Here is a 16,094-nt window from a genome sequence, read left to right on the forward strand (position 1 = left end):
AAGCATTTTTATGAGTGTGCTTCTCAAGAAGTTTCCTTCTACCATCATAATACATATTCCAGTCATGATAGTCAATCAAAAAACTATAAAATTTACTAACTCCATATTGGCACCGGAAGTGCCATTTACAAAAGCGCATAAATACTGAATATAATCAGAGTCAAGACTCGGAAACAAAATCGTTTCCTCGTTGGCGGATATCCGCCAAAGGTCATTTTCGGCTAGATTGTATACAAAAAAACAGCTTCCAGAGAAACTCTGGAAGCTGTATAAAATCTAGGTTTGTTAAGATCACTCTACGATTGTAGCAACCTTACCTGATCCAACTGTACGTCCACCCTCACGGATAGCGAACTTAAGACCCTGCTCCATAGCGATTGGGTGAATAAGCTCGATAGACATTGTTACGTGGTCACCAGGCATGCACATCTCAACACCATCTGGAAGGTTGCAGACACCTGTAACGTCAGTTGTTCTGAAGTAGAACTGTGGTCTGTAGTTTGTGAAGAAAGGAGTATGACGGCCACCCTCGTCCTTAGTAAGAACGTAAACCTCAGCAGTGAACTTTGTATGGCAAGTTACTGTACCAGGCTTTGTGATAACCTGTCCTCTCTGGATACCCTCACGGTCAACACCACGAAGAAGAAGACCAACGTTGTCACCAGCTTCGCAGTAATCCATAGTCTTTCTGAACATCTCGATACCAGTTACAACAGACTTAGATGTCTCTTCCTTGATACCAACGATTTCGATTTCGTCGTTGAGGTTTAGAGCACCTCTCTCTACTCTACCAGTAGCAACTGTTCCACGACCTGTGATTGTGAATACGTCCTCAACAGGCATAAGGAAAGGCTTATCTGTCTCACGAGTAGGTTCAGGAATGTAAGAATCAACTGTATCCATGAGCTCGATGATCTTGTCACCCCACTCAGACTTAGGATCCTCAAGAGCCTTAAGAGCTGAACCACGAATGATAGGTGTGTCATCTCCAGGGAACTCATACTCTGTAAGAAGGTCTCTGATCTCCATCTCAACGAGGTCAAGAAGCTCTGGATCGTCAACCATATCGCACTTATTCATGAATACGATGATATAAGGAACGCCTACCTGACGAGCAAGAAGAACGTGCTCCTTAGTCTGAGCCATAACACCATCAGTAGCAGCAACAACAAGGATTGATCCATCCATCTGAGCTGCACCTGTGATCATGTTCTTAACGTAGTCAGCGTGACCTGGGCAGTCAACGTGAGCATAGTGTCTGTTAGCTGTCTCATACTCGATGTGAGCTGAGTTGATTGTGATTCCTCTTTCCTTCTCTTCTGGAGCCTTATCGATCTGATCGAATGCTACAGCAGGGCTGAATCCTCTGTCTGCAAGAACAGCTGTGATAGCAGCTGTAAGAGTTGTCTTACCATGGTCAACGTGTCCGATTGTACCAATGTTAACGTGTGGTTTGCTTCTGTCAAACTTAGCTTTTGCCATTTCTAAATATCCTCCTTAAGTGAAATGTTAAATCAACATTTTCATACATAATTTAACCGACTATATCGATTATATTAAATGTTAGCCGCTAAATCAAGCTAAAAACTTGATTTTTTGCGGCTTTCATTTAGTTTTTAATTAGTTGCCTTTGTTAGAAAGGACTTTCTCCTGAACATTCTTAGGAACTGGAGCATACTTCTCAAAGAACATTGAGTAGTTACCACGTCCCTGTGTTCTAGAACGAAGGTCTGTAGCATAACCGAACATCTCAGCAAGAGGCACATGTGCTCTTACGATCTTTCCGCCGCCAAGATCATCCATTCCTTCTACCTGTCCACGACGAGAGTTAACGTCACCGATAACATCTCCCATGTACTCCTCAGGCATTGTTACTTCTACCTTCATGATAGGCTCAAGAAGTACAGGTGCGCCCTTAGCCATAGCATCCTTGAATGCCATAGATCCAGCGATGTGGAATGCCATTTCTGATGAGTCTACTTCATGGTATGATCCATCATAAACTGTAGCATGAACACCAACTACTGGATATCCGCCAAGTGTACCAGCCTTCATAGCTTCTTCGATACCTTCGCTGATTGGCTGAATGAATTCCTTAGGAATAGCACCACCAACAACTTCGCTATCGAACTGGTAAAGGTTGTCTCCGTTAGCATCCATAGGCTCGAAACGAACTTTACAGTGACCATACTGACCACGTCCACCAGACTGCTTAGCGTACTTAGACTCAACGTCTACAGCCTTTGTAAGAGCTTCTCTATATGCAACCTGAGGAGCACCTACGTTAGCCTCAACCTTATACTCTCTGAGAAGTCTATCAACGATGATATCAAGGTGAAGCTCACCCATACCAGCGATGATTGTCTGACCTGTCTCAGCATTTGTGTGAGCTCTGAATGTAGGATCTTCTTCAGCAAGCTTCATAAGAGCCTCATCAAGCTTCTGCTGACCAGCCTTAGTCTTAGGCTCGATAGCAAGCTCGATAACAGGATCTGGGAATTCCATTGACTCAAGGATTACTGGGTTCTTCTCATCGCAGAGAGTATCACCAGTTACTGTGTTCTTAAGACCAACAGCAGCTGCGATATCACCTGAGTAAACCTTATCAAGGTCAGATCTCTTATTAGCATGCATCTGAAGGATACGTCCAAGACGCTCCTTGCTGTCCTTAGTACTGTTAAGTACATAAGAACCTGAATTTGCTGTACCACGATATACACGGAAGAATGCAAGCTTTCCAACGAATGGATCGCTGACAATCTTGAATGCAAGAGCTGCGAATGGGCCATCATCTGTTGACTCAACCTCAATCTCATTACCATCCATATCTGTACCCTTACAAGCAGGGATATCAAGTGGAGATGGCATAAACTCGATTACAGCATCAATGAGCTTCTGGATACCTCTGTTCTTATGGGCTGAACCACAGCAAACAGGGAATGCCTTACACTCGCAAGTAGCCTTACGAAGAGCAGCCTTAAGTTCATCAACTGTAGGCTCTTCTCCCTCAAGGTACTTCATCATAAGATCTTCATCAAGATCGCAGATCTTCTCAACGAGCTCTGAGTGATAAAGCTCAGCATCATCCTTGAGATCAGCAGGGATCTCACCAATTGTAACATCCTCACCCTTATCATCATTGTAGATATAAGCCTGCATCTCGAAAAGATCGATAACACCCTGGAACTGATCCTCAGCTCCGATAGGGATTTCAATCATAATAGCGTTTTTCTTAAGTCTATTTCTGATCTGCTCTACAGCACCGAAATAGTTTGCTCCAATGATATCCATCTTGTTGATGAATGCCATACGAGGAACATTAAATCCATCAGCCTGACGCCAAACGTTCTCAGACTGTGGCTCAACGCCTTCTTTAGCACTGAATACACCAACAGCACCATCAAGTACACGAAGTGAACGCTCAACTTCTACAGTAAAGTCAACGTGTCCAGGTGTATCAATGATATTGATACGATGCTCAAGAGCACCTGGCTTAACCTTACCATTCTGCTGAAGTGTCCAGTGACAAGTTGTAGCTGCAGATGTGATTGTGATACCTCTTTCCTGCTCCTGTTCCATCCAGTCCATGGTAGCAGTACCTTCGTAAGTCTCACCAATCTTATAGTTTACACCGGTATAGTAAAGAATACGCTCTGTAAGAGTTGTCTTACCAGCGTCGATATGCGCCATAATACCGATGTTTCTGGTTCTCTCCAATGGGTATTGTCTATCAGCCAAAGGTTCTTCCTCCTAAATAATATTAAACCTGTCTCATACAAAATCAGATTAGAATCTGTAGTGTGAGAACGCCTTGTTTGCTTCTGCCATCTTGTGCATGTCTTCTTTTCTCTTTACAGCTGCACCAGTGTTATTGTATGCATCCATAATCTCTGAAGCGAGTCTATCAACCATAGTCTTCTCGCCTCTAGCACGTGAGAAAGTTACAAGCCAACGAAGTGCAAGAGCCTGACGTCTGTCAGGTCTAACCTCGATAGGAACCTGGTATGTAGCTCCACCGATACGTCTTGCCTTAACCTCAAGGGCAGGCATGATGTTATTCATAGCTCCTTCAAAAACTTCAAGAGCTGGCTTTCCAGCCTTCTCTTCTACCTGTGCGAATGCACCGTATACGATCTTCTGAGCAACACCCTTCTTACCGTCGAGCATTACTGTGTTAACAAGCTTAGTAACAACCTTGTTATCGTATAAAGGATCCGCTAATACATCACGTTTTACAATATGTCCTTTACGTGGCACGGTTCTTCCCTCCTTTAGAATTGCAATGATCACTAGTAAGATCATTGCTTACTATAATCATCGGTACTCACTAATTTAGTGTACGTGCGGTTTTCTTACTAAAATATATAGATATAGAACACCAACACTATTCAAAAATTAGATCTGTTAATGAAACAAAAAAATTACTTGGCAGCCTTAGGTCTCTTAGCGCCATACTTAGAACGAGCCTGTTTTCTGTCGGCTACACCTGCTGTATCAAGAGTACCTCTGATGATGTGGTATCTTGTACCAGGTAAATCCTTAACTCTTCCACCACGGATAAGAACAACGCTGTGCTCCTGAAGGTTGTGTCCTTCTCCAGGGATGTAGCTTGTTACCTCAATACCGTTAGAAAGACGTACTCTGGCGATTTTTCTCAGAGCAGAGTTAGGCTTCTTAGGTGTTGCTGTCTTAACAGCTGTGCAGACACCACGCTTCTGTGGAGAAGCTGTAGCAGTTGCCTTCTTATGAAGAGAGTTGAAACCCTTCTGAAGAGCAGGTGCTGTAGACTTCTTAACTGATGTCTGACGACCCTTTCTAACTAACTGGTTAAATGTTGGCATTCTTTTTACCTCCTATTTTGATATATGTATGTACAAAATACAAAGGGGCAGAATATCACCCCTTTGCACATACACGCAATTATGAATTATAAATAGTATTATTTTAGTTGTCAACTAAATTTTTTATGACAACTTGTCAGAAAATTACTCCTCTTCTGAGATTGAAACTTCATCATCTTCAATGTCGATTACATCTTCAAACTCATCATCAAAGTCTTTCTTCTTTTTCTTAAGGATAAGCTTCTCTGGATTCTTGAAGTTTGCGTCAGTATTAAGAGCTGTATTTCTATATCTCTTCATACCTGTACCAGCAGGGATCAGCTTACCGATAATAACGTTTTCCTTAAGTCCAATAAGTGGATCAACCTTACCCTTGATAGCAGCATCAGTAAGAACCTTAGTTGTCTCCTGGAATGATGCAGCTGAAAGGAATGAGTTAGTTGCAAGAGCAGCCTTTGTAATACCAAGTATTACCTGTTTACCCTCTGCAGGTCTCTTACCTTCAGTGATAAGTGCTTCGTTACTATCTTCAAAATCAAGTACATCTACAAGTGTTCCTGGGAGGAATTCTGTATCTCCACTCTCGTCGATTCTTACCTTCTTAAGCATCTGACGAACAATAACTTCGATATGCTTATCGCAGATATCAACACCCTGTAAACGATATACTCTCTGAACTTCTCTTAAGAGATAATCCTGTACTGCACGGATACCCTTAATCTTAAGAAGATCGTGTGGGTTAACTGAACCTTCAGTAAGTTCATCACCAGCTTCGATTGTCATTCCATCCTGAACCTTGATACGTGATCCATAAGGAATGAGGTAAGCCTTTGATTCACCAGTCTCATCGTTAGTTACAATAACTTCACGCTTCTTCTTGGTATCTCTGATCTCAACCTGTCCATCAAGCTCTGAAATAATAGCAAGTCCCTTTGGCTTTCTTGCCTCGAAAAGCTCTTCTACTCTAGGAAGACCCTGAGTAATATCGCCACCGGCAACACCACCAGTATGGAATGTTCTCATTGTAAGCTGTGTACCAGGCTCACCGATTGACTGAGCAGCAATAATACCAACTGCCTCACCAACCTGTACAGCCTCACCAGTTGCCATGTTTGCACCGTAGCACTTAGCACAGATTCCGTTGTGTGAACGGCATGTGAGAATTGTACGGATCTTAACAGCTTCAACTGGCTGACCCTTAGCGTTAACACCTACTGAAAGGATCTTAGCTGCTCTTGATGGTGTGATCATGTGGTTCTTCTTAACGATCACGTTACCATCTTTATCTTTAATAGTCTCGCAAGAATATCTTCCTGTGATTCTATCCTTTAATGGCTCGATTGTTTCCTTACCATCCATGAATGCCTTTACAGTCATTCCTGGGATTACTTCCTTGTCTGCGCAGCAGTCGATGTCACGGATAATGAGTTCCTGTGATACGTCAACCATTCGACGTGTAAGGTATCCTGAATCGGCTGTACGAAGAGCTGTATCTGACAGACCCTTACGAGCACCGTGAGCTGACATGAAGTATTCCAAAACGTCAAGACCTTCACGGAAGTTTGACTTGATAGGAAGTTCGATTGTACGACCTGTTGTATCAGCCATAAGTCCACGCATACCTGCGAGCTGCTTGATCTGCTGGTTACTACCACGGGCACCAGAGTCAGCCATCATGTAGATGTTGTTGTACTTATCAAGACCAGCAAGAAGCTCATCAGTAAGCTTTTTATCTGTCTCCATCCAAGTATCAACTACTGCACGGTAACGCTCTTCGTCTGTGATAAGACCACGACGGAAGTTCATAGCGATTCTATCAACTGTAGCCTGTGCTTCATCAAGCATTTCCTGCTTCTGCTTTGGCACTGTCATATCTGCGATAGATACTGTCATAGCAGCGCGTGTTGAATAGTGATAACCAGTAGCTTTGATCTTATCAAGAACCTCTGCTGTAGCAAATGTTCCGTGAGTATTGATCATAGCTGTAACAATCTGCTTGAGCTGCTTCTTACCAACCATGAAGTCAACTTCAAGTTTGAACTCGTTTTCTGGAACTGTTCTATCAACAAATCCAAGGTCCTGAGGAATGATCTCATTGAAGAGGAATCTACCAAGAGTTGACTCTACGATTCCAGTTCCAACTGTTCCATCAGCCTTAGTTCTGTCCATTCTGATCTTAATTCTTGTCTGAAGTGTGCAGTAACCATTCTCATAAGCAAGAATAGCTTCGTCAACACTCTTAAAGAACTTACCTTCGCCAAGAGCACCAGGTCTCTCCTGTGTCAAATAGTAGATACCAAGTACCATATCCTGTGTAGGAACGTTTACTGGGCCACCATCTGAAGGCTTAAGAAGGTTGTTAGGTGCAAGCATGAGGAATCTACACTCAGCCTGTGCCTCTACTGACAATGGAAGGTGAACAGCCATCTGGTCACCATCGAAGTCGGCGTTGAAAGGTGTACATACAAGAGGATGAAGCTTGATAGCCTTACCTTCTACAAGAATTGGCTCAAATGCCTGAATACCAAGTCTGTGAAGTGTGGGGGCACGGTTCAGCATAACTGGGTGCTCCTTAATTACATCCTCAAGAACGTCCCAAACCTGCTCATCAAGTCTCTCAACGAGTTTTTTAGCGTTCTTTATGTTCTGTGAAATTCCTCTAGAAACAAGTTCTTTCATAACGAAAGGTTTGAAAAGCTCAATAGCCATTTCCTTAGGAAGTCCACACTGATAAATCTTAAGTTCTGGTCCTACTACGATAACTGAACGTCCTGAATAGTCAACACGCTTACCAAGAAGGTTCTGACGGAAACGTCCTGATTTACCTTTGAGCATGTCAGAAAGTGACTTGAGTGCTCTGTTACCAGGTCCTGTTACAGGTCTTCCTCTTCTGCCGTTATCGATAAGGGCATCTACAGCCTCCTGGAGCATTCTCTTCTCGTTGCGAACGATGATATCAGGTGCACCGAGATCAAGAAGTCTCTTAAGTCTGTTATTTCTATTGATAATTCTTCTGTAAAGATCGTTAAGATCTGATGTAGCGAAACGTCCACCGTCAAGCTGTACCATAGGACGAAGATCTGGTGGGATTACTGGGATGCAATCCATGATCATCCATGCAGGATTATTTCCAGACTCTCTAAATGCTTCGACTACTTCGAGACGCTTAATAATTCTAGCTCTCTTCTGTCCGCTTGATGTATCAAGACCCTCTTTGAGTTCCTGATATTCAGCTTCAAGATCAATTGCCTGAAGAAGCTCTTTGATGGACTCAGCGCCCATACCAGCTCGGAACTTTCCGCCCCATTCTTCTCTGGCATCCTGGTACTCTTTCTCAGAGAGAACCTGCTTGTACTCAAGTGATGTCTCACCTGGATCAAGTACTATATATGAAGCAAAGTAAAGAACTTTCTCAAGTACACGTGGAGAAAGATCAAGGATAAGACCCATTCTGCTAGGGATTCCCTTGAAGTACCAAATATGAGAAACAGGAGCTGCAAGCTCGATGTATCCCATTCTCTCACGACGTACGCTGCTCTTTGTAATTTCTACGCCACAACGATCACAGACAACGCCCTTATATCTGATCTTCTTGTACTTACCACAGTGACATTCCCAGTCTTTAGTTGGTCCAAATATTCTTTCACAGAAAAGACCATCTCTTTCTGGCTTCAATGTTCTGTAGTTGATTGTCTCTGGCTTTGTTACCTTGCCGCTTTCCGGGTCGTTCTTGTCTCTAATTGCCCAGCTTTTGATCTTTTCTGGTGATGCAAGTCCAATCTTGATTGAGTCAAAGGTCATAGGCTGATAGGTCTGCTGCTGTGTACTACTTCTTCCGCTTGAAGCTTCATTTATTGCTTTATTCATAGTTGAATCAGACATTCGTAACCTCTTTTCTTTATGTTAAACGTAATCAACAGTCACAATTACTCTTCATCGGATGATTCGTCAAAATCGTCGAAACCTTCCTCATCAAAGCCATCAGCGTCGCTCTCATCTGCTACAAGCTCGCCATCTTCATTAAAGCTCTGCTCTGTATATCCGTTAGCAGCGAAAGATTCCTGATTGTAATCGCGTCCTGATGTATCGCCTTCAATCTCATAGCGATAATCAGAATCTGTATAATCAACGCTTTCCATAATTTCAACTTCTGTATTGTCTTCACGAAGAACTTTAATATCAAGTCCAAGTGACTGGAGCTCCTTAAGAAGAACCTTAAAGCTTTCTGGAACACCAGGTTCAGGAATGTTATCACCCTTAATGATTGCTTCGTAAGTCTTAACACGTCCTACAACGTCATCAGACTTAACTGTAAGGATTTCCTGAAGTGTATAAGCTGCACCGTAAGCTTCAAGTGCCCAAACTTCCATTTCTCCGAAACGCTGTCCACCGAACTGAGCTTTACCACCCAGAGGCTGCTGTGTTACTAATGAGTAAGGACCAGTTGAACGAGCGTGGATCTTATCATCTACAAGGTGATGGAGTTTGAGGTAATGCATGTGTCCAATAGTTGTTGGGCCATCGAACTTCTGACCTGTTCTACCATCACGGAGCTGTACCTTTCCGTCTGATCTGATAGGAACACCCTTCCAGAGTTCTCTGTGATCTCTGTTCTCATAGAGGTAATCCATGATCTCAGGAAGTACAAGATCCTTATACTTCTTCTCGAAGTCTTCCCATGAGCTGTTAACGTAATCGTTAGCCATCTCAAGAGTATCCTGAATATCTATCTCGTTTGCACCATCAAAGATAGGTGTTGCTACGTTAAATCCAAGAGCCTTAGCTGCAAGAGAAAGGTGGATCTCGAGGACCTGACCGATATTCATACGGGAAGGAACGCCGAGAGGGTTAAGTACGATATCAAGTGGTCTACCATTTGGAAGATATGGCATATCTTCAATAGGAAGTACACGTGAAACGACACCCTTGTTACCATGACGACCAGCCATCTTATCACCAACAGAAATCTTTCTCTTCTGTGCGATATAGATACGAACTGCCTGATTTACACCAGGTGAAAGCTCATCGCCGTTATCTCTTGTAAATACCTTAGCATCAACTACGATACCATATTCGCCGTGAGGAACCTTAAGAGATGTATCACGTACCTCTCTAGCCTTCTCACCGAAGATAGCTCTAAGGAGTCTTTCTTCTGCTGTAAGCTCTGTCTCTCCCTTAGGAGTAACCTTACCTACAAGAATATCACCGGCACGAACCTCAGCACCGATACGAATGATACCACGATCATCAAGATCCTTGAGTGCATCATCACCTACGCCAGGAACATCACGAGTGATTTCTTCTGGTCCGAGCTTAGTCTCACGAGCTTCTGCCTCATATTCTTCAATATGTACTGATGTATAAACATCATCACGAACAAGTCTCTCTGAAAGAAGAACAGCATCCTCGTAGTTGTAACCTTCCCATGTCATGAAACCGATAAGAGGGTTCTTACCAAGACCAAGTTCTCCCTGTGAAGTAGAAGGTCCATCTGCGATAACCTGACCAGCTTCTACATGATCACCCTTGAATACGATAGGTCTCTGATTGTAGCAGTTACTCTGGTTAGATCTCTGGAACTTAATAAGGTGGAACTCTTCCTTCTCACCATCATCATATGTCATCTGAATAAGCTTACTGTCAACGAAATCAACAGTTCCAGCTTTTCTAGCAACAACGCAAACACCTGAGTCAACAGCTGCCTTGCGCTCCATGCCAGTTCCTACTGCAGGAGCTTCAGTTGTAAGAAGAGGTACGGCCTGACGCTGCATGTTTGATCCCATCAGCGCACGGTTAGCATCGTCGTTCTCAAGGAATGGGATAAGTGCTGTAGCAACTGAGAATACCATTCTAGGAGATACGTCCATGTACTCAAATGCTGTCTTAGGATAAGCTGATGTCTCTTCTCTGTAACGGCCAGATACAGAATTCTTCTTGAAGTATCCGTTCTCATCGAGAGGAGTATTAGCCTGAGCTACATGGTAATTATCCTCTTCATCTGCTGTAAGGTACTCAACCTCATCTGTTACCCTTGGATTCTCAGGGTCAGACTGGTCAACCTTACGATATGGAGCCTCTATGAAACCATAATCATTAACTCTTGCATAGCTTGCAAGTGAGTTGATAAGACCGATGTTAGGTCCTTCAGGTGTCTCGATAGGGCACATACGTCCATAGTGTGTATAGTGTACGTCTCGAACCTCGAATCCGGCTCTATCTCTTGAAAGACCGCCAGGACCAAGTGCTGAAAGACGTCTCTTATGTGTAAGCTCACCAAGAGGGTTGTTCTGATCCATGAACTGTGAAAGCTGTGAAGATCCGAAGAACTCCTTTACTGCAGCCTGTACAGGTTTGATGTTGATCAGAGACTGAGGAGAAACTTCCTCTGTATCGTGAGTAGTCATTCTCTCACGTACAACTCTCTCAAGTCTTGATAAACCGATACGATACTGGTTCTGAAGAAGCTCACCTACGCAACGGATACGTCTGTTACCTAAGTGGTCGATATCGTCATCGTTACCAATTCCATATTCAACATGGATGTTATAGTTAATAGAAGCAATGATATCTTCCTTAGTAATGTGCTTAGGAATAAGTTCATGTACACGCTTCTTGATTGTCTCTGCAAGTCCTTCAGGATCATTCTTGGCTGAGTACTCTTCAAGAATCTCCTTAAGAACAGGATAGTATACGTCCTCGTTGATTCCGAGCTGCTCTGGATCACACTCGATGAAGTGTGTGATATCAACCATCATATTAGAAAGAACTTTGATGTTGCGCTCTTCACCCTGAATAAGTACGTAAGGGATAGCACTGTTCTGGATTTCAGTAGCGAGTGCACGATCAACCTTAGTACCAGCTGATGCGATCATCTCGCCTGTTGTCTCATCAACAACATCCTCTGCAAGAACATGTCCGCTAATACGATTCTTGAAATGAAGTTTCTTATTAAACTTATATCTTCCGACCTTAGCAAGATCATATCTTCTAGCGTCAAAGAACATAGCATTAATAAGACTCTCCGCACTCTCAACTGAAAGTGGCTCACCAGGACGGATCTTTCTGTAAAGTTCAAGAAGACCGCTCTGATAATCTGTCGAAGAATCCTTAGAAAAGCTTCCCTGAATCTTAGGCTCATCACCAAAGAGTTCAAGAATTTCCTCATTTGTACCAATACCAAGTGCTCTGATGAGTACAGTTACAGGAACCTTTCTGGTTCTGTCTACTCTTGCATAGAACACGTCATTAGAGTCTGTCTCATACTCGAGCCAAGCTCCTCTGTTAGGGATAACAGTACATGCAATGAGTTCCTTACCGATCTTATCATATGTAATATCATAATAGATACCGGGTGAACGAACCAACTGGCTGACAATAACTCTTTCAGCTCCGTTGATAACAAAGGTACCAGTTGCTGTCATAAGAGGAAGATCGCCCATGAAAATCTCATGTTCTGTAATCTCGTCTTTCTCTTTGTTATGAAGACGAACCTTAACCTTTAAAGGTGCAGCGAAAGTAGCGTCTCTTTCTTTGCACTTCTCAATTGTATTCTTGTTCTTGTCAATCTCATCCTCGCAAAGCTTGAAATCAACAAATTCCAAACTGAGCTTGCCACTGTAATCTTCAATAGGAGAGATATCGTCAAAGACTTCTTTTAAGCCTTCGTCAAGAAACCATTGATAAGAGTTCTTCTGAACTTCGATCAGGTTTGGCATCTCCAGGACTTCCTTCTGGCGCTGGAAACTCATACGTATGTTTTTACCAGAGCCGGTAGGATGTAATCTGTTTTTTTCCATTGACATTCACCCCGTTCTTAAATATTTTCGTAGTGGTAATACGGATTTTTTTGCACAGAAAAAAGAGCGCAAAAAAGCCCACCACACCACAATAGTGCATTATCCATCTTACATCTAACTAAATTCCGTGTCAAGAACTTTTTTACAAGATAAAAAAAGTCAGACATGTAAACATGTCTGACTTTCTTATTTAGACTTCTATATCGATTACTTAAGAGTGATCTTAGCACCCTCAGCCTCAAGCTTAGCCTTGATGTCATCAGCCTCAGCCTTAGCTGCGCCTTCCTTAACCATCTTAGGAGCGTTATCAACGAGATCCTTTGCTTCCTTAAGTCCAAGACCTGTGATCTCACGAACAACCTTGATAACCTTAACCTTGTTAGGACCTACTTCTGTAAGCTCTACGTTGAACTCAGACTTCTCCTCGCCTGCTGCTGCTGCGCCAGCACCTGCTGCTGCAACTACAACGCCTGCTGCTGCAGATACGCCGAACTCTTCCTCGCAAGCCTTTACGAGATCATTTAACTCAAGAACTGTTAACTCTTTGATAGCATCAATAATTTCTGCTGTAGATAACTTTGCCATTTTATATACCTCCGTATAGTATAATCAATAAATTTTTGTTTTCATTACTTTAAGCACTCAGTACGATCAGATTACTCTGCTGCAGGTGCTTCTGCTGCAACTTCTTCAGTTGCTGGTGCCTCAGCTGTCTCAGCTGGAGCTTCCTCTGCTGCTGGAGCTGCCTCACCATTCTTCTCTGCGATCTGCTTAATAACACGAGCGAAGTTTGTGATAGGTGACTGCATAGAGCCAAGCAACTTGGAAAGAAGAACTTCCTTTGAAGGGATTGTAGCGATCTCTGTCATAGCGTCAGCGTCATAGTACTTACCTTCTATAACACCACCCTTAATCTCAAGAGCCTTTGCAGTCTTAGCAAACTCGTAAAGTACACGAGCTGGTGCAGCTGGATCTGTTGTTGAAACAGCCATTGCGCTAGGACCATTAAGGAGATCCTTAAGCTGCTCGAAATCTGTTCCCTTGAATGCGAAGTTCATCATCGTATTCTTGTAAACCTTATATGTTACGCCTTCTGCACGAAGTTTCTTACGAAGCTCAGTATCCTGTGCAACTGTAAGTCCACGGTGATCTACAAGTACGACAGCCTGTGCGTCTTTAATCTTCTCTGAAATCTCATCAACTACAGGCTTCTTTAATTCAACCTTTGCCATCTTCTTACCTCCTTATAGAATTAACCGCCGAAAAAAAAGCCCCTCGAAGACATCGAGAGGCAAAAAGTCTAAATAATAACTTTTCCTCGGTAGGCGGATCATCATTATGTTCTTACGAACACCTACTGTCTTCGGACGGTTGTCTGTCTTTTTCAGACGACCTTAGTTAAGATATCATAAACACATCTACTTGTCAACACTATTTTATTATTTTATCTAGGACTGATATATCCATTGGAATCAAGCACTATTCCCGGCGACATTCCTGCTAGCTCATTAAGTACTCTCATCTTCTCATCGCCAGTAGCTTCATATACGCTACATCCACTTTGAATTGCTGGTACAAACTGTAAGTTGACTGATCCATTCTTGTGAAGAGTAGCCACCATCATTCCGGTATCAAGAGTCTTTGAATTAAAGATATAATTACCAAGACTATAAACTACAGGAACTCCATTTACATAATCAATCTTCTGAAGCACATGAGGATGAGCTCCTATAATAAGATTGGCTCCGGCATCTGCTATTTCTTTTGCCTGATCAGTCTGAAGATAGTCAACTTCCTTTGTACTCTCAGTTCCCCAATGGATAAAGACTACAACATAGGCGTTCTTTTCTCTGGCTTCTCTTACTCTATCTAATAGAAGTGAATCATCAAAGCATCTGAATACCCCTGGGCTACTTTCGGTAGCACCCTTGGTATCTGGATTATCAAGCCTTTCAATCTGAGTAGCACAGATGATCGCAATCTTCATACCATTGTCTGTGATGTAATAAACAGGATGTGAAGCTTCTTCAAGATTCTTGCCCGCTCCGGCATATACGATTCCGGCATTATTGACAGTTGTTAAAGTATCTAATAACGCCTGCTCTCCATAATCATATGCATGGTTGTTGGCAAGTCCAACTATATCAACTCCCATATCATTTAATATAGAAGCTGTCTCTGGTCTTGCTCTAAATGTGTAGGTTTTGCCCGCAGTAGATGTTCCTCCATTAGAATAAGGAAACTCATTGTTGACCATCATGATATCAACGCCCTGCATCTTCTCAAGAAGACTACTTCCAACTACGCCAACAGCTGTATTCCCAGCTCTTGCAAAAGCATCACCGACAGCATAATTGTCATCAAAAAGGATATCACCAGCAAATCCAATGGTTACAGCATCATCATCTGCCGTCGCAATTACATGGGTATAATCCTCATCACCTTCATATATAATTGCAGCTTTCTTCGCACCTTCCTCACTATCAACCGCTGCATTAGGAGCAGTACTAGCTTCTGGAATATCTTCCCATCCGCTTACAAGCTTCACTCCTTGGCCATGTGCGGAATCATTTATCTTCTTGATCACCAGAATTCCCAGAATTCCTGTAAAAAGAACTATCGACAGTGTCAGGATAAAGACTCTGACAGCCAAAACGCCATTATTAACTTCTCTATTACCACTATTTCTCATAAAAAACAGTATAACACAAAAAGAAGCAAGTCGATAAACGACTTGCTTCTCGAATTTACATTTTATGCAAATTAATACTTGTTAGAAACAACCTTAACACCAGGGCCCATTGTTGTAGCAAGAGTGATGCTCTTGAGGTACTGACCCTTTACAGATGCTGGCTTAGCCTTTGTGATAGCATCCATAAGTGCGTTGAAGTTCTGCTCGAGCTGCTCCTCTGTGAAAGAAGCCTTTCCAACTGGAACGTGGATGATGTTAGCCTTGTCAAGTCTGTACTCGATCTTACCAGCCTTGATATCATTAACAGCCTTTGTTACATCCATAGTAACTGTACCAGCCTTAGGGTTTGGCATAAGTCCCTTAGGACCAAGTACCTTACCGAGACGTCCTACAACACCCATCATATCAGGTGTAGCAACTACAACGTCGAAATCAAGCCATCCTTCGTTCTGGATCTTTGGAATAAGGTCCTCACCGCCAACGTAATCTGCGCCAGCTGCCTGAGCCTCATCAAGCTTTGTACCCTTAGCGAATACAAGAACCTTAACTGTCTTACCTGTGCCGTTTGGAAGTACTACAGCGCCTCTGATCTGCTGATCAGCGTGACGGCTGTCACAACCTGTTCTGATGTGAAGTTCAACTGTCTCGTCAAACTTTGCAGTAGCTGACTTCTTAACAAGAGCTATTGCATCAGCGGCTTCATACTGCTGAGTCTTATCGATAAGCTTAGCAGCTTCTACGTATTTCTTTCCGTGTTTCATCTCT

At 42.8% G+C, this 16,094-nt stretch carries 10 protein-coding genes and 1 other annotated feature; all 10 genes read right to left on the reverse strand.

The features are described 5' to 3' along the window. Nucleotides 1–291 precede the first annotated feature (291 nt). The gene (tuf, locus tag BLS24_RS05985) at nt 292–1,482 is read right to left on the reverse strand and encodes an elongation factor Tu (RefSeq protein ID WP_071175402.1); all 1,191 of its coding nucleotides are present in this window, start codon (nt 1,480–1,482) and stop codon (nt 292–294) included. 138 nt (nt 1,483–1,620) lie between these two features. Next, the gene (gene fusA / locus BLS24_RS05990) at nt 1,621–3,738 is read right to left on the reverse strand and encodes an elongation factor G (RefSeq protein WP_091757110.1); all 2,118 of its coding nucleotides are present in this window, start codon (nt 3,736–3,738) and stop codon (nt 1,621–1,623) included. A gap of 48 nt (nt 3,739–3,786) precedes the next feature. Then, on the reverse strand, nt 3,787–4,257 hold the full coding sequence (gene rpsG / locus BLS24_RS05995) for a 30S ribosomal protein S7 (RefSeq protein WP_071175400.1): 471 nt from the start codon (nt 4,255–4,257) through the stop codon (nt 3,787–3,789). 164 nt (nt 4,258–4,421) lie between these two features. After that, on the reverse strand, nt 4,422–4,841 hold the full coding sequence (gene rpsL / locus BLS24_RS06000; protein ID WP_026515647.1) for a 30S ribosomal protein S12: 420 nt from the start codon (nt 4,839–4,841) through the stop codon (nt 4,422–4,424). Nucleotides 4,842–4,985: 144 nt separating this feature from the next. After that, nucleotides 4,986–8,708, reverse strand: a complete 3,723-nt coding sequence (gene rpoC, locus BLS24_RS06005) for a DNA-directed RNA polymerase subunit beta' (protein WP_091757203.1) — start codon at nt 8,706–8,708, stop codon at nt 4,986–4,988. Nucleotides 8,709–8,767: 59 nt separating this feature from the next. Further along, nucleotides 8,768–12,637, reverse strand: coding sequence for a DNA-directed RNA polymerase subunit beta (gene rpoB / locus BLS24_RS06010; protein WP_091757112.1), 3,870 nt, complete (start codon nt 12,635–12,637; stop codon nt 8,768–8,770). 207 nt (nt 12,638–12,844) lie between these two features. Then, on the reverse strand, nt 12,845–13,222 hold the full coding sequence (gene rplL, locus BLS24_RS06015) for a 50S ribosomal protein L7/L12 (protein WP_091757114.1): 378 nt from the start codon (nt 13,220–13,222) through the stop codon (nt 12,845–12,847). A gap of 71 nt (nt 13,223–13,293) precedes the next feature. Continuing rightward, entirely contained in the window at nt 13,294–13,869 is a 576-nt protein-coding gene (rplJ, locus tag BLS24_RS06020; protein WP_091757116.1) for a 50S ribosomal protein L10, read from the reverse strand. Between the two features lie 23 nt (nt 13,870–13,892). Next, nucleotides 13,893–14,022 (reverse strand) — a sequence feature (ribosomal protein L10 leader region). A gap of 59 nt (nt 14,023–14,081) precedes the next feature. Then, nucleotides 14,082–15,329 (reverse strand): CapA family protein, encoded by a 1,248-nt coding sequence (locus BLS24_RS06025; RefSeq protein WP_091757118.1) that lies wholly within the window; start codon nt 15,327–15,329, stop codon nt 14,082–14,084. 71 nt (nt 15,330–15,400) lie between these two features. Beyond that, complete coding sequence (gene rplA / locus BLS24_RS06030; protein ID WP_071175395.1) at nt 15,401–16,090, reverse strand: 50S ribosomal protein L1; 690 nt, start codon at nt 16,088–16,090, stop codon at nt 15,401–15,403. Nucleotides 16,091–16,094: the final 4 nt, after the last annotated feature.

The organism is Butyrivibrio sp. INlla18, from assembly GCF_900103635.1.
Taxonomy (GTDB): Bacteria; Bacillota; Clostridia; order Lachnospirales; family Lachnospiraceae; genus Butyrivibrio.

What these genes read in the sequence shown, in the direction of transcription:
- tuf (WP_071175402.1), bottom strand. Translation starts at nt 1,482, where the DNA reads ATGGCAAAAGCTAAGTTTGACAGAAGCAAACCACACGTTAACATTGGT.
- rpsL (WP_026515647.1), bottom strand. Translation starts at nt 4,841, where the DNA reads ATGCCAACATTTAACCAGTTAGTTAGAAAGGGTCGTCAGACATCAGTT.
- rpoC (WP_091757203.1), bottom strand. Translation starts at nt 8,708, where the DNA reads ATGAATAAAGCAATAAATGAAGCTTCAAGCGGAAGAAGTAGTACACAG.
- rpoB (WP_091757112.1), bottom strand. Translation starts at nt 12,637, where the DNA reads ATGGAAAAAAACAGATTACATCCTACCGGCTCTGGTAAAAACATACGT.
- rplL (WP_091757114.1), bottom strand. Translation starts at nt 13,222, where the DNA reads ATGGCAAAGTTATCTACAGCAGAAATTATTGATGCTATCAAAGAGTTA.
- rplJ (WP_091757116.1), bottom strand. Translation starts at nt 13,869, where the DNA reads ATGGCAAAGGTTGAATTAAAGAAGCCTGTAGTTGATGAGATTTCAGAG.
- BLS24_RS06025 (WP_091757118.1), bottom strand. Translation starts at nt 15,329, where the DNA reads ATGAGAAATAGTGGTAATAGAGAAGTTAATAATGGCGTTTTGGCTGTC.
- rplA (WP_071175395.1), bottom strand. Translation starts at nt 16,090, where the DNA reads ATGAAACACGGAAAGAAATACGTAGAAGCTGCTAAGCTTATCGATAAG.